The organism is Lascolabacillus massiliensis, from assembly GCF_001282625.1.
GTDB lineage: Bacteria > Bacteroidota > Bacteroidia > Bacteroidales > Dysgonomonadaceae > Proteiniphilum > Proteiniphilum massiliensis.
Genome location: NZ_CTEJ01000002.1, coordinates 911,490 through 932,354 on the forward strand (window position 1 = coordinate 911,490; position 20,865 = coordinate 932,354).

General features: G+C 37.6%; 21 protein-coding genes. 6 read left to right on the top strand and 15 right to left on the bottom strand.

What is annotated here, in order from left to right:
* Nucleotides 1-14: 14 nt before the first annotated feature.
* Genes def through folB form a run of 4 tightly spaced genes read right to left on the bottom strand, consistent with a single transcriptional unit; the run spans nucleotide 15 to nucleotide 2,201 of the window.
* Nucleotides 15-575, bottom strand: coding sequence for a peptide deformylase (gene def / locus BN1354_RS08570; RefSeq protein ID WP_053826849.1), 561 nt, complete (start codon nucleotides 573-575; stop codon nucleotides 15-17).
* Nucleotides 572-994 (bottom strand): Holliday junction resolvase RuvX, encoded by a 423-nt coding sequence (ruvX, locus tag BN1354_RS08575; protein ID WP_045088860.1) that lies wholly within the window; start codon nucleotides 992-994, stop codon nucleotides 572-574. Before ruvX ends, def begins: the two co-directional genes overlap by 4 nt.
* Before the next feature lie 6 nt (nucleotides 995-1,000).
* Nucleotides 1,001-1,801 (bottom strand): LPS export ABC transporter ATP-binding protein, encoded by an 801-nt coding sequence (lptB, locus tag BN1354_RS08580; protein ID WP_082331561.1) that lies wholly within the window; start codon nucleotides 1,799-1,801, stop codon nucleotides 1,001-1,003.
* Nucleotides 1,802-1,847: 46 nt separating this feature from the next.
* A complete protein-coding gene (gene folB, locus BN1354_RS08585; protein ID WP_053826850.1) occupies nucleotides 1,848-2,201 on the bottom strand; it encodes a dihydroneopterin aldolase in 354 nt (117 codons plus the stop codon).
* A gap of 115 nt (nucleotides 2,202-2,316) precedes the next feature.
* Here folB and BN1354_RS08590 point away from each other — a divergent pair, with 115 nt between their 5' ends.
* Nucleotides 2,317-4,107, top strand: a complete 1,791-nt coding sequence (locus BN1354_RS08590) for an aminopeptidase P family protein (protein ID WP_053826851.1) — start codon at nucleotides 2,317-2,319, stop codon at nucleotides 4,105-4,107.
* 74 nt (nucleotides 4,108-4,181) lie between these two features.
* Nucleotides 4,182-4,703, top strand: a complete 522-nt coding sequence (locus BN1354_RS08595; protein ID WP_053826852.1) for a gamma carbonic anhydrase family protein — start codon at nucleotides 4,182-4,184, stop codon at nucleotides 4,701-4,703.
* A gap of 9 nt (nucleotides 4,704-4,712) precedes the next feature.
* Here BN1354_RS08595 and BN1354_RS08600 read toward each other — a convergent pair whose 3' ends face one another.
* From BN1354_RS08600 to dnaB, 9 genes are all read right to left on the bottom strand, one after another.
* Nucleotides 4,713-5,117, bottom strand: a complete 405-nt coding sequence (locus BN1354_RS08600; RefSeq protein WP_082331588.1) for a PEGA domain-containing protein — start codon at nucleotides 5,115-5,117, stop codon at nucleotides 4,713-4,715.
* A 133-nt stretch (nucleotides 5,118-5,250) separates the two neighbouring features.
* Nucleotides 5,251-6,519: a peptidase U32 family protein gene (locus tag BN1354_RS08605; RefSeq protein ID WP_197272047.1), complete on the bottom strand. Its 1,269-nt coding sequence runs from the start codon at nucleotides 6,517-6,519 to the stop codon at nucleotides 5,251-5,253.
* Nucleotides 6,520-6,749: 230 nt separating this feature from the next.
* Entirely contained in the window at nucleotides 6,750-7,148 is a 399-nt protein-coding gene (locus BN1354_RS08610) for a DUF302 domain-containing protein (protein WP_053826854.1), read from the bottom strand.
* Nucleotides 7,149-7,160: 12 nt separating this feature from the next.
* Nucleotides 7,161-7,667 carry a thioredoxin gene (trxA, locus tag BN1354_RS08615; protein WP_053826855.1) on the bottom strand — a complete coding sequence of 169 codons (507 nt, stop codon included), beginning with the start codon at nucleotides 7,665-7,667 and terminating at the stop codon, nucleotides 7,161-7,163.
* Complete coding sequence (locus BN1354_RS08620; protein WP_154904844.1) at nucleotides 7,664-7,921, bottom strand: DUF6132 family protein; 258 nt, start codon at nucleotides 7,919-7,921, stop codon at nucleotides 7,664-7,666. The genes trxA and BN1354_RS08620 overlap by 4 nt, the downstream gene beginning before the upstream one ends.
* A 22-nt stretch (nucleotides 7,922-7,943) precedes the next feature.
* On the bottom strand, nucleotides 7,944-8,360 hold the full coding sequence (locus tag BN1354_RS08625) for an ArsR/SmtB family transcription factor (protein WP_082331562.1): 417 nt from the start codon (nucleotides 8,358-8,360) through the stop codon (nucleotides 7,944-7,946).
* A 51-nt stretch (nucleotides 8,361-8,411) separates the two neighbouring features.
* Nucleotides 8,412-9,110, bottom strand: a complete 699-nt coding sequence (locus BN1354_RS08630) for a porin family protein (protein WP_045088853.1) — start codon at nucleotides 9,108-9,110, stop codon at nucleotides 8,412-8,414.
* Entirely contained in the window at nucleotides 9,107-11,128 is a 2,022-nt protein-coding gene (locus BN1354_RS08635; protein WP_053826856.1) for an amino acid ABC transporter substrate-binding protein, read from the bottom strand. Before BN1354_RS08635 ends, BN1354_RS08630 begins: the two co-directional genes overlap by 4 nt.
* A gap of 176 nt (nucleotides 11,129-11,304) precedes the next feature.
* On the bottom strand, nucleotides 11,305-12,831 hold the full coding sequence (dnaB, locus tag BN1354_RS08640; RefSeq protein WP_045088852.1) for a replicative DNA helicase: 1,527 nt from the start codon (nucleotides 12,829-12,831) through the stop codon (nucleotides 11,305-11,307).
* Nucleotides 12,832-13,174: 343 nt separating this feature from the next.
* On the opposite strand from dnaB, the gene BN1354_RS08645 reads away from it, so the two are divergent.
* The 4 genes from BN1354_RS08645 (at nucleotide 13,175) to mazG (ending at nucleotide 19,128) form a co-directional block, all read left to right on the top strand.
* Entirely contained in the window at nucleotides 13,175-14,680 is a 1,506-nt protein-coding gene (locus BN1354_RS08645) for a catalase (protein WP_053826857.1), read from the top strand.
* Between the two features lie 125 nt (nucleotides 14,681-14,805).
* Complete coding sequence (locus BN1354_RS08650; RefSeq protein ID WP_053826858.1) at nucleotides 14,806-16,086, top strand: L-cysteine desulfidase family protein; 1,281 nt, start codon at nucleotides 14,806-14,808, stop codon at nucleotides 16,084-16,086.
* A gap of 135 nt (nucleotides 16,087-16,221) precedes the next feature.
* On the top strand, nucleotides 16,222-18,282 hold the full coding sequence (locus tag BN1354_RS08655) for a protein-disulfide reductase DsbD family protein (protein WP_053826859.1): 2,061 nt from the start codon (nucleotides 16,222-16,224) through the stop codon (nucleotides 18,280-18,282).
* A 57-nt stretch (nucleotides 18,283-18,339) separates the two neighbouring features.
* Entirely contained in the window at nucleotides 18,340-19,128 is a 789-nt protein-coding gene (gene mazG / locus BN1354_RS08660) for a nucleoside triphosphate pyrophosphohydrolase (protein ID WP_053826860.1), read from the top strand.
* A 16-nt stretch (nucleotides 19,129-19,144) separates the two neighbouring features.
* Here mazG and BN1354_RS08665 read toward each other — a convergent pair whose 3' ends face one another.
* Nucleotides 19,145-19,708 (bottom strand): DUF2179 domain-containing protein, encoded by a 564-nt coding sequence (locus BN1354_RS08665; RefSeq protein WP_045088847.1) that lies wholly within the window; start codon nucleotides 19,706-19,708, stop codon nucleotides 19,145-19,147.
* 27 nt (nucleotides 19,709-19,735) lie between these two features.
* Nucleotides 19,736-20,767, bottom strand: a complete 1,032-nt coding sequence (locus tag BN1354_RS08670) for a threonine aldolase family protein (RefSeq protein ID WP_053826861.1) — start codon at nucleotides 20,765-20,767, stop codon at nucleotides 19,736-19,738.
* Between the last annotated feature and the right edge of the window lie 98 nt (nucleotides 20,768-20,865).

A 20,865-nucleotide genomic window follows, 5' to 3' on the forward strand; every position in this document is an offset into this window, starting at 1 on the left:
TACACTTAATTTACTTATCTTACAGTTTTAACTCTGTAATCGCAATTAACTCTTCCTTTTTCCAAGTTTGCAAGCTTGCCCTTAATCATCCTTCTTCGAAGCAATGATATCTTATCGGTAAACAGGATACCATCAAGATGATCATACTCGTGCTGAATAACACGTGCCATATAACCACTGTAAACTTCATAGTGAGGCTGCAGATTTTCATCAAGATATTTAATTCTTATCTCATCCTCACGTGGAACCTTTTCATGAATGCCCGGAATACTTAAACATCCCTCTTCAACTATCTCTATATCTCCAGAACGTTCAGTGATATGTGCATTTATGAACACCTTTTTGAAATCATCGAATTCAGGGTGATCATCATCAGCCAAAGGAGATAAATCAACGACAAAGATCCTGTCTTCCAGTCCAATTTGAGGACCTGCAAGTCCCACACCTTCGGCGTTATACATAGTTTCGAACATGTTTTCTATTAGCTCATTCAATTTTGGGTATGTCTCCGGGTCAATATCCTTAGTTATCTTTCTCAGAACAGGATGACCATAAATGTATATTGGTAATATCATAATAATTTTCTTTTACTCTCCATATATCCCTGAAGGATAATGGTAGCACTAATTTCATCTACTAACTCTTTATTTTGACGATCCCTTTTTTTTAATCCCCCCTGAATCATAGCTTGATGAGCAAGTTTAGAAGAAAAACGCTCATCGTAATATTCCACCGGGATGTTGGGATACTGTTTTCTTAAACGGTTTACAAACGGTTCTACCCGTCTCATATTTTCAGATGGCTCATTGTTCATCTGTTTTGGAAGACCCACTACTATACACTCAACCTCCTCTTTTTTCAAATACTCCTCCAGGAATTCAAACAATTTGGAAGTCTCTACAGTAGTCAGTCCATTTGCAATAATCTGAAGAGGATCGCTAACTGCAATACCTGTTCGTTTTTTACCATAATCAATTGATAACAATCTAGCCATAAACAATTAAGGAGTATCGAAAGTTCGCCTCCGCAACTCAAAGTCACGCCCTAAATATTTCTCCCTTACAATAGGATTTGCTGCCAGCTCCTCTGCAGTTCCCTGAAACAGTACTTTACCCTCAAACAAAAGATAAGCCCTGTCAGTAATACTCAATGTTTCATCAACATTATGGTCGGTAATCAGAATACCGATATTTTTATATTTAAGCTGAGCCACTATAGATTGAATATCCTGAACAGCAATCGGGTCGATACCTGCGAAAGGTTCATCCAGCATTATAAATTTAGGATCAATTGCAAGACAACGCGCAATCTCTGCACGTCTGCGTTCCCCACCCGAAAGCCTGTCACCCTGATTCTTACGAACCTTCTCCAGTCCAAACTCAGCAATCAGACTCTCCAGCTTTTCTTCCTTCTCCTTTGCTGATTTATCGGTAAATTCAAGCACCGATTTTATGTTATCCTCAACACTCATTTTCCTGAATATGGAAGCCTCCTGAGCAAGGTACCCTATACCCTTCTGTGCTCGTTTATATACCGGGAATTTCGTAATATTATCCTTTCCAATAAAAATCTCTCCTTCATTGGGAACAATCAATCCCACAGTCATATAGAAAGTAGTGGTTTTGCCTGCACCGTTTGGACCCAGCAGACCAACAATCTCGCCCTGTTTCACATTGATAGAAACATGACTAACAACAGTTCTTTTACCATACTTCTTAACCAGATTCTCTGTGCGCAGCATCAGATGTCCATTCTGTGGCAAATCTTCAGAAATCGTTATGTTATCGAAATCATCTCCCATTAGTAGAAATTTTATGCAAAGATATTAAAAAGTTCGAAGTTACAGGTTAATTACTAATCACTATCTCAGACTTATCCATCTCACCATCTACAGGTGGATTCAATTTAGCAACAGAAACCTCAAGAGATATAATTTCAGGATATTGGTTTGAAATTTTATTGTAAATACGACCAGCAATATGCTCCAGCAGCTTAGATGGTATGCTCATCTCAGCTTTAATCAGATCATAAACATCTGCATAATTTATAGTATCTTCTACATTATCAGAATCATATGCTTTAGTCAGATCTGCCTCAATAAGAACATTCACTTCATAACTTGCTCCTATTATTGTCTCTTGTGATAAAACCCCATGATGAGAGTGGAATTTCATATTAGAGAGTTTTATTTTCGTTTTCATTCTTAAAATATTTAGCACTACGTAAACATTGTGCAATAGTTATACCTCTTTTTTCAGATTCAAATATAAGAACAATTTAGTATATTTGCTGTTTTATGAGTTAAATCAAGACAAAATGAAAACAAACGAAATCCCTGCAAGACTCGAAGCCATGCGTCAGTTCATGACTGAGAAAAATCTGGATGCATTTATCATCCCAAGTACAGACGCTCATCTTAGCGAATATCCTCCAAAATACTGGGAATCCAGAAAATGGATAAGTGGCTTTACCGGGTCAGCCGGAACTGCTGTTGTAACAAAAGAGAAAGCTGGAGTATGGACCGACTCCCGCTATTTCATTCAGGCTGCTGAAGAACTAAAAGATACCGGGTTTGATCTATTTAAAATGGGACAGCCGGAAACACCTGATATGACTGATTGGATCATTGAGCAAGTTGGTAGTGGGGGCACAGTTGGCATTGATGGTTTGGTTTATGCCTCATCTGATGCAAAATCATTAAAATCAAAACTAGACAGCAAAAATATAAATCTGAACACTGAATTTGATCCCTTTTCTGTTATCAGAACTGACAGACCTGAGATACCCCAGAACCATATATTCACGCTGCCAGTTGAAGTAGCGGGCGAGTCTGTTAAGAGTAAAATAGAGCGAATTAATGCTGAACTTAAAAAGCTTGAGGCTGATGGTATTATTATCGTAACGCTTGATGCTGTAGCATGGACCTTCAATATGAGGGGCAATGATGTTGAATACAACCCTGTTGCAGTGGCTTATGCATATGTATCGGAAAACGAAACAGTATTGTTTGTAGATCCGGATAAAATTAGTGAAGAGATTGCTGAAGAATATAAAGAGCAGGGTATTATAATAAGCGACTATAACAATGTATTTGAATATGTAGCTAATCTTCCGGCGGATAGCAAAGTTTGTGTTACAGGCAATAAAATAAACTGGAAGCTGCTTCAGACAATACCAGAATCCTGTAAAATAGTTGATGTCCCCTCTCCTGTTGATCTGATGAAGAGCATAAAGAATGAGACTGAACTTGAAGGTTTCCGTAATGCAATGATAAAGGATGGTGTAGCTCTTGTAAAGTTTTACATGTGGCTGGAGAAGGCTATTCCAACAGGTGAGGTTACTGAAGTAATGATAGAAGAAAAGCTTCTTGAGTACCGCTCTCAGCAAGAGAATTTCGTAGGTGAGAGTTTTGGTACTATTGCAGGCTATGCAGGCAATGGCGCTATTGTTCATTATCATGCCACTCCTGAAAATTGTCTTACTATCAAACCTAAAGGACTGTTGCTTATCGACTCTGGCGGACAGTATAAGGATGGTACCACCGATATTACCCGTACAGTTGCTGCAGGCAAGCTTACCAAGCAGATGAAAGCAGATTATACAAATGTACTGAAAGGTCATATAGCATTGGCAACAGCAATATTTCCCGAGGGAACCAGGGGTTCACAGCTGGATGTACTTGCCCGCAAAGCACTTTGGAATAATTGTCTGACCTACTGGCATGGTACAGGCCATGGTATCGGTCATTTCCTGAATGTACACGAGGGTCCACAGAATATTCGCCTTGAAGAGAATCCTACGCTTCTTAAACCAGGCATGGTTACTTCCAATGAGCCGGGTGTATACCGTGCAAATCAATATGGCATACGTATCGAGAATCTGATAGTAACACAGGAATATAGAAAAACCGAAGAGTTTGGTACTTTCTACAACTTTGAAACTATCACTCTTTGTCCTATTGACACGAGACCGATTTCTAAGAAACTTCTTACAAAGTGCGAGAAAAAATGGCTCAACAAATACCATAAGATGGTTTATAAGAAGCTAAAGAACCACCTGAGTGTAGAAGAAAAAACCTGGTTAAAAAATAAAACCAAACCAATTTAAGTTTAAATAATATTTTGTCAAAAGTCGGGCATCAGTTTAATTTAAACAAACCCGACTTTTTCATTCTTAAAACTATGGCACTTATAAAATCAGTTCGCGGGTTCACACCCAAGATCGGAGAAAACTGTTATCTTGCAGACAATGCAACTATTATAGGAGATGTTGAAATAGGCAGCGATTGCAGCATTTGGTTCAATACTGTACTGAGAGGTGATGTAAATTCAATTCGTATTGGCGATCGTGTAAACGTGCAAGACGGCACAGTAATACACACACTATATCAAAAATCAGTTTCAATTATTGGGGATGATGTCTCTATTGGACACAATGTTGTAATACATGGAGCAGAAGTAAAATCCGGTGCTCTTATTGGTATGGGAGCTATTGTGCTGGATCATGCCGTAATAGGTGAGGGAGCAATTATTGCAGCCGGATCAGTTGTTCTTAGTGGCACACAGGTAGAACCCGGCAGTATATATGCCGGAGTACCTGCAAAATTTGTAAAGAAGGTTGATCCTGAGCAATCCAAAGAGATGAACCAGAAGATAGCGAGTAACTACCTGATGTATTCCGGATGGTTTAAAGATGAGGATTAGGATAAAATCCTAGTCCTTCAGTACACCCGAAATATAGTATTCACCACTACTCAAAGCCGATTCAGAAATTGAGGCATTGTAATTCAGAGGTTTAAGTTCATAATTATGAACTGGCTTATATTTCATTGTCCAAAGGAAAGGGACCCAAATAAGCAGACCACCTATAATAGCTCCTGCATCCACCTCTTCATTTCTTGTGAGGTATGTATACAGTGGCTCGTACCCTTCTTTCTCTATACGCAGTGATATAGTACTACCAACAATTTTTGTATCAGAGTATGAAAGTGGTGTAACTCCCATATACTCTTCATTCATATAAACTTTAGCCCCACTTGGATTTGATTGAATTAATGTAGTACTAGAGCAGCTTGCAAATAAAACTAAAGCAGCCAATAATACTAAAGCTACTTTCATGAAAACAGATTGATTAACCATAATGATTTTATAAAAAGATTGTGCATTACAAAGTTACACTAATTTTGATTATTTCAAATTAACTTAAATAATTTTTTTAAATTAACTTAAAAGTTTCTACAAATGTAACACTCTATCTTTCGTGGGCAACCCCTCTTCTGTTTGCAGTTACCATCTTATATAACTGATCATTAGGGCGAATCTTCTCATTAGTCTTAATTGAGAAATGATCACCTTTAACAGCCTCTTCAACAGAGTTGAAATCAACACGTATATCTTCAGCAGTTATAAAAACTGCTCCTGTTGTTGGTCCTGTAATTAAAAGTTCATCGCCTGGTTTAACAGATTGAGTTTCTACCAGAAACTCTGTAACCCCCAGATTACCAAAATGCTTAACAGCTTTACCAACATACACCTTTCGCTTGGTAGCTCCTGACCCATAGCGGTGTGTCCATTCCCCTAACCTCTGACCCAGATAATAACCATCCCAGAAACCTCGATTGAAAACAGTGGAAAGCTTCTCATTCCACACATCAATCTTATCCTGAGTAAATGTATCACTACAATAAGACTCAATAGCCTCTCTGTAGCAGGTTGTCACGACACGCACATATTCCGGTCCCCTTGCACGCCCTTCAATCTTGAATACCCTCACTCCGGCATCCATCATCTTATTCATGAAATGAATAGTCTTCAGATCCTTAGGTGACATAATATATTCATTATCTATCTCCAGCTCAATATCGCTTGTTTTATCCTTAACAATATAGGATCTGCGGCAGATCTGATTACACTGCCCTCTGTTTGCTGACAGATCTTTCTCATGCAGACTAAGGTAACATTTACCTGATACAGCCATACATAGTGCTCCATGAGCAAACATCTCAATTTGAATCAGATTGCCACCCGGACCTTTTATCTGTTGTTCAACAATATCTTTATGTATTGCCGCTACCTGATCCAGATTTAGTTCACGTGCCAGAACTACCACATCGGCAAATTGAGCATAAAATTTAAGTGATTCTGTATTTGTTATATTAAGTTGTGTCGATAAATGAACTTCAACACCAATAGAGCGAGCGTACATTAGCACAGCTACATCTGCTGCAATTATTGCAGATAAATTGGCCTTCTTTGCAGCATCAACAATCTTGCGCATCAGCTCCATATCATTGTTATAAATGATAGTGTTGACAGTAAGGTAACTTTTTAGATTATTCTCTCTGCAAATCTTAGCTATATTATGTAGGTCATCTATAGTAAAATTGTTTGAAGATTTGGAGCGCATATTCAACCCCTCAATCCCAAAGTATATTGAATCTGCCCCACCCTGTATAGCTGCCATAAGTGACTCATAAGAGCCTGCGGGCGCCATTATCTCGTAATCTTTTCTGGATTTCATTATTTTGCTCTGATTTTAAAGCACAAAAGTACAAAAAAAGAGCCAATATTCATATTACTTACTCCGTCACCCGTTTATTATCGGCTTATATACGATTTAATTAATTATATGCATATAATTAACTGAAAAAATTGAATTAATAAATATAACCTGTTTGATGTAAAAATAAAGGGTGACACATTATAAGTCACCCTTTAACACGAAAAAGTTACAATAGTAAAAATATATAATTAATTTACTGAAACCTTCTTTATAAATAATTCCGCATCTTTAAATGCATCGGTCATCACCTTCTGAGCCACACCTCCTATTTGAGAAGAAAGCATCTCAGCGTTCATTCGTGAAACATAGGTTGAGCCATCTGCTTTTTCGTATACAGAAATTCTGCAGGGAAGCATACTGGAGTACAGACGTAAGCTATTATCAGACAAAAGCCGGTATGCATATCCCGGATTACAAAGCTCTATAACCTTAACAGGAAGAACATCTTTACCATTCTTTTTCATTATTTCCTGTAAATCCAGAATCTGTATTACTCTCCAGCCTCCTTCAGCAATCAGCTCTGAAAGCTTGCTTACAGTTTCATCAAAACCATATTTGCTGCTATTCTCATAAAACATCTGTTCCATAATAATATACTATTAGTTCTTAAGTAAAACCTCTTCAATAGCCTGTTTGAAGGCATCTTTTGGAAGTGCTCCCTGAGCCATTTGAGGCGCCTCACCCATTGGAACAAAAAGCAATGATGGAATACTGCGTATGCCAAATTCAGCTGCAAGCTGTTGTTCAGCCTCAGTATCTACTTTATAGATATAAATCTGACCATCATACTCCTCTGCCAGTTCTTCGAGTATAGGTGCAATCATCTTACATGGACCACACCAGTCGGCATAAAAATCAATAATTGCGGGTTTATCACCCAGATATACCCATTTGTCGGGAGTTACTTCGAAATTTGCCACTTTCTTTAAAAAGTCAGCTCTTGTTAAATGAATAGTTTTTGCTGTTGTTGTCATATTATTTTCTTTGTTTATACTGTTTGTTTCTGAAATATTTAAATTCTTTTTTTGATTATCATTTTTGCAACCGGCTAGTACTGCAGCTATTGCAATGGTAAAAACAAGAATACCATTTCTATTAATTTTCATATGTCACTATTTTTTTTGTTATTATCTGCATCTTTTCTGCTCTCTATCATTTTATTTTTAGTCTTATCTGCTGAAAACATATCAAACAGCAGGTAACCTACTATAGCCCCATACAATATCATTCTGTAAGGATTTGAGGTTATAGGACAGGTTCCTGTTACACATCCCACATAAAAATAATAGAGATAACCGCCAAGTGCGCCTGTAGCTAACCCTGCAATTTTAAGCCAATGTTTTAAAAAAAAGTCTTTCATTATTAATTATCGTGTTAATAAATTAATTCCGATTTGATTCTCCATGCAGAGAAATATCATTGTTGCCATCTGAACCATCACAGCTCATCATGCATTTCAGCATGTTAGTAACTCTTTTATCCCTGATAGAGTAAAAACTGTTCTTCCCTTCTCTCCTGCAGTTTAAAATACCTTTTGCACGCATATCTGTAAGATGATGTGAAAGCAATGATTGCTCACAGTCCATTTTTTCACGCAACTCACTTACAGACAACTCTTCTGTCTGAGTCAATTGCATTATAACACATAGACGGGTTTCATGTGCCAAAGCTTTGAGAATATAGGCAGCCTCTTCAAATTGAGAGCGATCTATTTTCCTGACAATTTTATTCATTTCAGCAATTTCCATATCTTGTTTTAGTCTTAAATACTTTTTATTAATATATGAACATTTATTCATATGTTTTTGTTCAAAACAATCAATGATTTTTATTATTAAAAAATAAAATGATTAACGGATTTTAATGTAGTAAGTTAGTTTCCCTTCTATCAAGCGGTGTGCAGATCGTCCGAAATAGGCATTCTCGCTTCTGCGACTGGTGAAAATATCCCCTAATCCAAAATAATATCTTCCCTCTAAATCAAAGTTCCCAATACCTGTTTGAATCTCAATACCCATTCCCCCTACTAAACCGTAATCCACCTTTTGCATTTCGCTAAATGGGTTGTATTGATAACCTATAGTACGATCTGGATTTGCCTCTCTGCGAGCATCTATATCATCGCTAAGTGCCTGACTCATTTCATGGTTTTCAGATAAAAGATAGCTAATTTGGGGACCGGCATTTATTATAAAACGTGTTTTGTTACCAAAATAGACATGTGTCATAAATGGAATTTCGATATAATTTAAGGTTCTGTTGTATGAGAAACCCGATTCGGGATCAAACTCCTCCTCCCATCCTCTCTGTGAATAGTTAGCCTCCACAATCAAACCTAAGTTCCTCTGTGAAACATATTTTGCAGCAATACCACCTGAAACTCCAATTTTCAAAGTCTGAGGAACAGAAGGTAAAAAGTCAACCCTTGTAGCAAGTGCACTTGCTCCTGCACCAAAATAAAACTCACCCAGAAAGTTATCTCTTTGAGCAAAAAGATTATCAGAGATAAGTAGTGCTAACGTAAGAAAGATGAATAATATTCGTTTCATCTGCTTTTATCCATTTTTACAATTCTTCCGTTCGTATCATAATTTATAAGATATATACCGGAATTTATGAATCCTCCCCAGTTATTTAATCTTTTAAAGTTAAATGGGAACTGCAAAGTATTAACACGAACGTTATCAACCTGCTGTTCAAAGTTAACACCATATCTGTCCAGTGCCGTCAGGAAGAACATCCCTGTATCATATCCCCACATTCCGTAACCGGGATTAGTATCGAGTAAGTTCCTTCCATACCATTTATGAAACCTCTCGGTAAATGCTTTTGTTGCAGGGTTATTATTGTCTACAAAGAAAGGACTGTAAATATATGTTCCAAAATGATGATATTCACGAATTAAATTTGAGTAGGTCTGCCATTCAGGATAGCCAAATAGTCTGAACACATATTCAGAATCAGTTTCCTGAACTTTTTTCAATTCATCGATTACTCTCCTCAAGGTGTTTGAGTCACCGCTGGTAGGAATAATAATATTCTCTTTCGTTTTGCTTAGTAAAGCCAGTATTGAAGTCTCCAGAGTGCTTGTAATACTTATAGTTTCGTACCTAATATTGTTATTTCTCAAATTAATCTGAATCTGAGAAAGCAACTCCATTTTATCATTCTGTCCTCCACTTACGAATATAATATTTGCATTTCTGAAAGTCTCCACAAACAACTCAGAAGTATTGTCGTTGATTGACTTTTGCAAAGGATTTACCTGAAAAATATTCCCATTGTTCAACACCTCTCCATTACTTTGAGAAAAAGGAACAACATATTTTATGTTATTTGCTTTTGAGAAGTCTGAAAGAGTTCTTATCTGTGCATCACTCACTCCGCCTATTATCAGATTCAGTGATTGCATTTCAAGTGTTTGAAGAAGACTTTCAAGTTTTTTTGTATCACTTCCTTTACCAATCTCAAATACATAAAGCTCCAGATCTGTACCTCTGTTTTTCAATTCCTCAACAGCCAAAAGGAAGCCTTCATAATACTCCTGCAGGCGAATGTGGGCACCACCGGCTTCGTCGAGAAACGGCAATAGAAGACCAACTTTAATGATATCCACTCTTTGAGGACCTTTTCTTTGAACAAGCAGCCTGTTTACTTCGTTTTCCAATCTTTGAGTTGTACCTTCAAGTGAACTCTTTTTAACAGGAATAATCAGCTCCATATTTGTCTTTAGTCCACCAGCCAGCATTGGATTTTTAGCCTCTATTTCTCCAACAGGGATATTATACTGTCGTGAGATACTATAAAGTGTTTCACCTCTGCTTACTTTGTGAATAAGATCTGATGTTTGTGCTTCATATGGAATTACCACCTCATATGACTCAAAAAATGGGATACGTATAGTTCTTCCTATTTGGAAAGTCTCCACCGTCAGTCCCGGATTTGCAGTAATCACATCCTCAGGTCTCAATGAATATGTTCTTGATACAGAGTAGAGTGTCTCTTTTGGTAGAATTGTGTGATAGCGGTAGTTTTCCTCCTTTACTTCACTGATCACCCTTCTTTGAGGGAGTATCAGTACCTGACCTATAGAAATTGACTCTCTTGCATCTGGATTTAGTCGATAAATTTCATCCACTGTAGTATTATACATCTGCGAAATACTGAAAACAGTCTCACCTTTTACAACAGTATGTCTGAAATTTTTATTCTGATCTATCGGTGATGTCTGATCTATGGATTGAGCTACAGATCCAACAGAATTATTCTCGGAAGTGCTGAACTGAGACTGAAGGTTTCCATTTGTTATTGGTATAAGTAGCTCCTGTCCATTCTGCAAACCCTGGTTTGCATTGGGGTTACTTCTTAATAAATCTGCAACAGTTACGGAAAAGGTGCGGGAAATAGAATACAAACCCTCTCCCGGCTGTACTTTATATTTGTAATATGATTTCCCATCAACGGTTACGGTTTCATACGGCATTCCCTGAGAATTCAGAGACTGTATCCCTAATAAAAACAGAACTACAATTGCCAATAATTTGCTAAACCTAAGAGAATCAATCATTATTTATCTATCTTAATTATAAAACTGTTCTGAAAAAACACTCACAAAAGTACTAATATTATTCAAAAATCAGCTCTAGTCGCTCTGAGTTACAATTGTTTTACAGTAATTAGAGCTATTTTAACACTATTATATTTCTATTTTTCAGTTATATACTTAAAAATATAGGCTGTTGATTAAAAGGGCAGCGGCTCATCACTTAGTGCATTGCCTGTTGAATTATTGTATTCTACCGATTCATTAGGCTTGAATGATTTATTCATTTTAGAGGGTAGCTCTACATAATTTCTGCCTACTGCATAATCATCCAGATTCTGGAATCGAGCATACTCACCGTCAAAACGCATATTTGCAATACCGGTGGGACCATTACGATGTTTTGCCACAATTATTTCCGCTATACCAACCAGAGAATTACCCATCTCATCTTCTGTAATACGATAATATTCGGGTCGGTGAATAAAACATACAATATCAGCATCCTGTTCAATCGCTCCCGATTCACGAAGGTCTGAAAGCTGTGGTCGCTTCCCTTCTGTTCCAACCCTTGACTCAACACCACGGTTAAGCTGAGATAGTGCAAGTATAGGAATATTGAGTTCTTTTGCCAATCCTTTAAGTGATCGGGATATCATACTTACCTCCTGTTCACGACTGCCAAAATTCATGCCACTTGCATTCATCAACTGAAGGTAGTCAATAATGATTGCTCTGATTTTATGCTCACGTACAAGACGTCTTGCTTTTGTGCGGAGCTCAAATACTGAAAGACTTGGTGTATCATCAATATAAATAGGAGCATTATAAAGAAGTTTATGGTTTTTATCAAGTCGTTCCCACTCATCATCACTAAGTCTACCGCTTTTAATACTCTCCCCTTTAATCTGACAAACATTTACTATCAACCTGTTAACCAGCTGTACATTTGACATCTCAAGTGAGAATATAGCTATCGGCTGTTGATAATCAAGAGCAATGTTTTTTGCCATAGAAAGCACCAATGCCGTTTTACCCATTGCAGGACGGGCAGCAATAATAACCAAATCTGAATTCTGCCATCCTGATGTAAGCTTGTCCAATTCCTTAAATCCGGTTGGGAGACCACTCATTCCATCCTTGCGATTTGCAGCAATCTGGATATTCTCCATTGCCTCTTTAATAACCGGATTGATCTGTATTACATCTTTTTTTACATTACGCTGTGATATTTCGAACAGTTTACCTTCAGCCTCCTGCATAAGGTCATCCACATCGACAGTCTCATCAAATGCATTTTGTGAAACATCCGATGAGAATGAGATCAGTTCGCGTGCAAGATATTTTTGTGCTATAATTCTTGCATGATACTCGATATGAGCTGCAGAGGCAACTTTCTCTGAAAGCTCTGCTATATAAACAGGTCCGCCAGCAGCCTCAAGTTCACCACGCCGCTTGAGCTCCTCAACCACAGTAAGAACATCAACAGGTTTCTGTTGCATCGATAGGCCTTGAATAGCTCCATAAATTATCTGATGAACAGGATCATAAAAACTTTCAGGCTTGAGTATTTCACCTACTATTGAATAAGAATCCTTTTCAAGCATCAACGCACCTAGTACTGCCTCTTCAAGCTCTCTTGCCTGTGGTGGTAATTTACCAATATCGGGTGCTACTACTGTTTTCTCGATTACTTTAACCGCCGGTTTCCTTTTCTGTTTCTCCATTTATATAGGTTTTTGCTAAAAAATATGTATATTTAGAGGGTGATTTACTTTATTACAAAGATAACAAATATAAAAGCCCAAGATGTTTTCAAAATATATTATTTAATAAAAATGAACGTTTGATTATTTGCACTGTTATAAAATAATAATGAATCTTATCAGATAATTAATGCCATTTAATAAATACTTTACCAAAACAACTAGACACAAACCAAATAATAAAGAGTTTAAAATAATAAAAACCTGAAAATAACACTTCAGAGAGTGAGTATTCTTAAGCATGTTTATTCACTTGATAATCTACTTAATACAGAGTAACCAATCACCACTAAAATTATATTATATGAATGCAGAAGAGATTAAAAAACAGAAAGACAAAAAAAACCAGATGAAAATGACTACTGTTGCAGGAGCTCCGGTGGGTAATAATCAGGATGCGATGACAGCAGGACCTCGCGGCCCAATGATGCTGCAGGATGTATGGTTTTTAGAGAAACTGGCACATTTTGACAGAGAGGTAATACCTGAAAGAAGAATGCATGCCAAAGGATCAGGTGCATATGGTACATTTACCGTTACACATGATATTACGCAATACACTAAGGCAAAGATATTTTCAGAGATTGGAAAACAGACAGAAATGTTTGTTCGTTTTTCAACAGTAGCAGGAGAAAGAGGTGCAGCTGATGCTGAAAGAGATATCAGAGGGTTTGCAATGAAATTTTACACAGAAGAGGGCAACTGGGATTTAGTTGGTAATAATACACCTGTATTCTTCTTCAGGGATCCTCTTAAGTTCCCTGACCTAAACCACGCTGTTAAAAGAGATCCCTATACAAATCTGAGAAGCCCTAATAACAATTGGGACTTCTGGTCTAGTCTGCCCGAAGCGCTTCATCAGGTTACAATAACAATGAGTGACAGAGGAATACCTCGCAGTTATCGTCACATGCATGGCTTTGGAAGCCACACTTTCAGCTTCATTAATGTTGACAATGTGCGTCACTGGGTTAAATTCCATTTTGTTACACAACAGGGAATAGAGAATCTTACAGATGCAGAAGCAGAAGAGCTTATAGGAAAAGACCGCGAAAGTCATCAACGCGACCTGTTTGAAGCAATTGGTAATGGCAACTTCCCAAAATGGAAAATGTATATTCAGGTTATGACTGAAGATCAGGCTGAGAAAATGCCTTTCAATCCGTTTGATTTGACAAAAGTGTGGTATAAAGGTGATTTCCCTCTTATCCCTGTAGGTGAATTTGAACTTAACCGCAACCCTGACAACTATTTCCAGGATGTTGAACAGGCAGCTTTTAATCCGGCAAATGTTGTTCCCGGAATCGGGTTCTCTCCAGATAAAATGCTTCAGGGAAGACTCTTCTCTTATGGAGATGCTCAAAGATACAGACTTGGTGTAAATCATCATCAGATACCTGTTAATCAGCCTAAAGGTGTGAAAGAGGGATACAACTCATTCCACCGTGACGGACAGATGCGTGTTGATGGGAACCATGGAGCTACATTGCATTATGAACCAAACAGCTACAATGTATGGCGTGAACAACCCGAACATGACGAACCGGTTCAGAAGGTAAATGGAGATATCAAGCGTTGGGATTTCCGTGCTGATGACGACAATTATTATGAACAGCCAGGTAAGTTGTTCCGACTTATGAACCCGGAAGAGCAGCAGAGATTATTTGAAAATACTGCCCGCAATATGGGAGATAGTGATGAAATAATTAAAATACGTCACATTGGCAATTGCTATAAAGCTGATCCTGCTTACGGAAGAGGTGTAGCAGACGCTTTAGGCATCTCATATGAAAAAGCTGGCATAATGTAAATTCAGAGCAATAATTAAATTGCATATAAAAATAAACCGGTCTTGTTTTACAACAGTTAAAAGACCGGTTTTTTGCGTTCAAATTTATGTATCTTTGTCCCTTAAAATTTTAAATAACCACCAAAGTGTTAGCAGATAAAGAAAGAACAGAGATAAAATTACTGATGCAACAGGAGATAATTCCGGCAGTTGGCTGCACTGAACCAATTGCTGTTTCCTTATGCACAGCAAGAGCTACAGAAGTTTTAGGTGAAATACCGGATAAGATTGATGTTCACTTAAGTGCAAACATAATCAAAAACGCTATGGGTGTTGGCATACCTGGTACAGGTATGAATGGGTTGCCTATTGCTATTGCTCTGGGTGCGTTAATTGGTAAATCTGAAAAGGGTTTAGAGCTGCTTGATAATATTTCTCATGAAGATGTGGAACGAGGCAAAAAGTTTATCAATGACAAAATAATCAATATAAATTTAAAGGATAATATCTCTGAGAAGTTATATATTGAGGTTCATTGCGTTAACAAAGAAAACAGGTCTGTCGCAACAATAACCGGTAATCACACTTTTTTTTCACACATTGAACTGAATGGAAAAACTCTCTATAAAAACGATACAGACTCAAAAGAGAATCTAAAAAACAGACCTCAGCTAAGTTTTAGGAAAATATACCTCTATGCGACAGAATCTCCAATTGATGAACTGGAGTTTATACTCGATGCTGCAAGAATGAATAAAAGGGCTGCTGAAAGGTCGTATAATGGACAATTTGGCCATAATGTATCTAAGAACATTAAGGGTGAAACAGGACAGAGAATATTTGGGGACAACCTGCATAGCAGGATGGTATCATCTACAGCTGGTGCATGTGATGTAAGGATGGCCGGTGCAATGGTGCCTGTAATGAGTAACAGCGGAAGTGGTAATCAGGGTATAGCTGCGACTTTACCTGTACTAACTTTCGCTGAGAATACCGGTGCTTCTGACGAACAGCTTATAAGAGCACTTATTCTTAGTAATCTCTCTATGATTTATATCAAACAACATATTGGCAGATTATCGGCACTTTGCGGTTGCGTTGTAGCATCAACAGGATCCAGTTGCGGAATCACCTATCTAATGGGTGGAAATTATAATCAGATAACATTTGCAGCAAAAAATATGATAGCAAACATTACAGGAATGATTTGTGATGGAGCTAAACCCAGCTGTGCATTAAAAATAGCCAGTGGAGTATCTACTGCAACACTCTCAGCCCTGATGGCCATTGAGGATGGTGTAGCTTCGCCTCTGGAGGGGATTATTGATCAGGATATTGATCAGACAATAAGAAACCTGGCGCTGATAGGTAACAATGGCATGTCAGAGACTGATAAAGTTGTTCTGGATATTATTATTAATAAATAATTTCTATCAGTTATACTTCCCGATTGTGCACTGCTTTAGCTCAATCCACTTTTTTAATAACTCAAATAAATTTAGGAAATAAACATCTGTTCATTAACTTTGTTAGTCCGAAAAGAATACGATAATAGATAAAAGATGAAAAAAATAGCACGCAGATTATTCAGTATTGGAGTCTTAATTCTCCTTTCTTCTGTTATTTTACACGCACAGAATCCAATATCCTGGGATTTTACTCTTTCAGATGCTGGAAACGGAGAGATTAATATATTAGCAAAAGCTACTGTTGAACAGGGCTGGTATATGTACGACACCAATATACCCGAAGGGGGACCAAATCCAACAATGATTGAGTTTGATGAGATTAAAGGTGCTGTTCCTGTTGGAGAGTTCAAGTCTATTGATAAAAAAGCAAAAGTAAAGTTTGATGAGATTTTCATGATGGAGATCGGATCTTTTACTAACAGCGTTACTTTTGCCCAGAAACTTAAGGTGACAGACAAAAGCTCATTTTCAGTAATTGGAAATGTACGAGCTCAGGCTTGTAACGATCAGACCTGTACACCTCCCCTACCTGTAGATTTCTCATTTACAGGTTCAAATCTTCCTGCCACATTAGTAATAACTGCAACCTCATCAGATGATGTTAGTGGAAACCAAAATAAAGTTGTTACCGGAAATGAAACTGCGGATATTAATGATGCAGGATCAATATCAGGAAATGAATCTGCCAGATCAAATGTAACATTGGAATCTGTAGACAGAGATCTGCTGTGGACCCCTGTAATTGAGGAGTTACAAGAATTAAGCGATGGAGAAGATCTAGCAAATGCATCTTTGATTAGTATTTTCCTAAAAGGTCTTATTTGGGGATTCGCTGCCCTTCTTACTCCATGCGTCTGGCCAATGATACCAATTACAGTAAGCTTTTTCTTGAACAGAAATAAGAAAAGCCGTAGAAAAGCAATTCAGGATGCCAGCATTTATGGACTTTCAATAATAATAATCTACGTAACATTAGGACTTCTAATTACCGCAATATTTGGGGCAAGTGCTTTAAATAACCTGGCTACCAGTCCGATATTCAACTTGATCTTCTTTGCTCTGCTTATCACTTTTGCATTTTCATTCATGGGGGCATTTGAGCTGGTTTTACCTGCATCGTGGACAAACAAGATGGATAGTAAAGTTGACAGCTCAAAGGGATTTCTGAGTCTATTCTTTATGGCATTCACCCTGGCACTGGTATCATTTTCATGTACAGGTCCAATAATAGGATGGTTGCTTGTAGATGCTGCTACTCACGGTAACCTGATGGCACCAACAGTTGGTATGTTTGGATTTGCACTAGCATTATCCATTCCTTTTACACTATTTGCCATATTCCCATCATGGTTGAAAACACTTCCCAAATCAGGAAGTTGGCTCAACACTGTTAAGGTTGTGCTTGGATTCATAGTACTTGCTGTATCACTTAAATTCCTATCGGTGGCCGACCTCTCAAGTGGCTGGGGCTTGCTGGACAGAGATATATTCCTTGCCATATGGATAGTACTATTTGTGGTACTTGGAGTGTACTTGCTAGGAAAAATCAAACTTAAGGGAGATAGCGATATTAATAATGTATCACTTACCAGGTTGATTCTCGCAATGTTATCATTTGCTTTTGCTGTTTATATGGTACCGGGATTATGGGGTGCTCCACTTAAACCGCTTAGTGCAATTGCACCCCCTTTATCAACACTTGATTTTAATCTAACCGGTGAATCAAAAGGGCTGATATTTGATGATTATGAAGCAGGTATGGCATATGCCGCACGTGAAGGGAAGCCTGTACTTCTTGAGTTTGGTGGTCATGGCTGTGTAAACTGCCATAAGATGGACGCAACAGTTCTTGCCGAAGATAGAGTGAAGAACCTTATTGAGGAAGAGTTTGTGTTTATTGTTTTAATGGTAGATGAGAGAACCAGACTACCAGAGGTGATTGAGGTTGATGATGCCGGCAAAAAAACGCGTTTGAGAACGGTCGGCGACAAATGGAGTTACCTTCAACGTTATAAATTTGGTATACAATCACAGCCCTATTATGTGGTGTTGGATCATCAGGGAAAACCGCTTTCTCCTGCACATGCATATGATGAGAGTGTAGATAAATATGTGGAATTTCTTCAAACAGGACTAAGAAACTTTGAAAAGTAGACCATAAAAGATTAGAGTTAAATTCATTAAAACACCCAAGATTAGTACAATACAATAATGAACAGCAGACAAGAGAAGCTTGAAGCTTTCGGGAGACTACTTGATATTATGGACGAACTTCGTGAGAAATGTCCATGGGATAACAAACAGACCAATGAAAGCCTGCGTGCAAATACAATTGAGGAAACCTACGAGCTGGCTGAAGCGATCATCAACAATGACAATGATGAGATAAAAAAGGAACTTGGTGACCTGCTTCTTCATATTGTATTCTACTCTAAAATAGGTGAAGAGAAAAAAGAATTTGACGTAGCTGATGTATGTAATGCTATTTCAGACAAACTTATCTTCAGACACCCTCACGTATTTGGTGATATAAATATAGATTCTGCAAGTAAAGTTGAGCAATCTTGGGAACAGATTAAACTAAAAGAAAAAGGAGGCAATAAGACTGTTCTCGAGGGTGTTCCTTCGGCATTACCTTCACTTGTTAAAGCTTATCGGATACAGGATAAGGCACGCAATTCGGGATTCGACTGGCAACAACGTCAGGATGTATGGGAGAAGGTGAAAGAGGAAATGCTTGAACTAAAAGAAGAGATAGATAGCATGGATGCTGATAAAACCGAAGCTGAATTTGGTGATCTCATATTTAGCATCATAAATGCTGCACGACTCTACAAAGTAAATCCTGACAATGCTCTGGAAAGAACTAACCAAAAATTCATTTACCGATTTAATTATATGGAGAAGAAGGTTAAGGAGATGGGTAAATCATTGAATCAGCTTTCACTTGAAGAGCTTGAAGAAATATGGCAAGAGGCTAAGCTAACGGAAAACTGTTAGCTATGCAGGCAATAATCTACTTTCCTATTCTCCAGCGATCTAGGAGGGATTTGCGTTTAGGAAAAATACCATTCTGTTTTGTACGTACATCCTCAATAACATAAAAACTATTATTATCAAAACTATTAATTGTAGCCTCTAATGTTTTCAGCTCTTTCCTATCCACAACAGTTTCAATAATATCCACTTCATTTGTAGAACCACTTCCGTGTGTTAATGTTGCTCCAAAGTCTAATTTATTGAGTGTTTGAATCAACGCATTCCCATTCTTCTGGGTATAGATTCTGCAAAGGACAATTCCATATGCTATTCTATTTTCGAGTAGTATCCCAATATAGTTACCTGTAGCATAGCCCGCTGCATATGAAAGATATGAGACTAAATCGTTTGCACGTGAGAGTACCTGTGAAATAACCATTACCCAGATAAACACCTCTATAAAACCTATAATTGGTGCTTTATATTTCTCTCCTTTTGAAACAAATATAATTCGAAGAGTTCCAAGTGAAACGTCAATTACACGTCCAAGGAAAATTATAAATGGTAATAACCAGGGGTATACATCTAAAAAATCAAACATAGATAGAATATGAGTAGTAAGTGATCATTAATAAGTTTCTGTAATCTCTCTCAGGTATTTAATAAAATCATAAATATCATCATTGGTGGTATCCCAAGAGCATACTAATCGCATTTCGTTACGTCTTTCATCCCAGTCATAGAAAAAATAGCGTTCACGCAACTTATAGGTAATTTCTTTAGGCAGAATAAAAAATATAGCGTTAGACTCAACAGGCTGTGTTATCTCAACACCTTTAATCTTCGCCATTTCAGATGACAGTATTTGTGCTGCACTATTTGACTTCCTGGCGTTCTCCAACCAAATATTCTCTTTCAGATACGGAATAAACTGTGCCGATATATATCTCATTTTTGAATAAAGTTGGGTAGTCTGTTTCCTGTAATATTTAATATTTTCGGACAGCTCTTTACGTAAAGATACTAACGCTTCACCAAACATTAATCCATTTTTAGTACCTCCGATAGTAAATATATCAACTCCGCAGTCAGCAGTCATCTCCTTGAGGCCAGTATTTATGAAAGCACTTGCATTAGCAATACGTGTACCATCTACAAACAGATACATATCATTCTCATGTGCTAGTTCCGCTAAAGACTTAATCTCTTCAATGGTATATGCAGTACCCAACTCAGTTGTTTGTGAAATAGCTATAACTTTAGGTTGTGAGTGATGTTCAAATCCAAATCCATGCAAGTATGGTTTAACCAATTCAGGGGTAAGTTTGCCATCAGGCGTAGGAACCTCCTTAAGTGAAGCCCCGGTTAATTTAACAGGTGCACCGCACTCATCAACTGCAATGTGTGCGGTGGATGCACAAATTATGGAATGGAATGGAAGTGTGCATGCCTGCAGTGCAACAACATTAGCACCGGTACCATTAAATACAAAATATGAATTTACATCTTTATTTCCCAGGAGTTCGCTAATAACTTCAGATGCCTCTTGTGTCCACTTATCATCCCCGTATGCAATCGTATGATCAACATTTGCTTTTGATAGAGCTTCCATTATGCGATGATCAACTCCCGAATTATTATCACTGCCAAAACTGCGCATTTGTAGTTTTTAAATTTAGAAGATTAATTTACAAGAATTCTAAATTGCAAAGATACTTAAATTAAGTACACTCCATTTGAGCAAAATTGATATTTTTT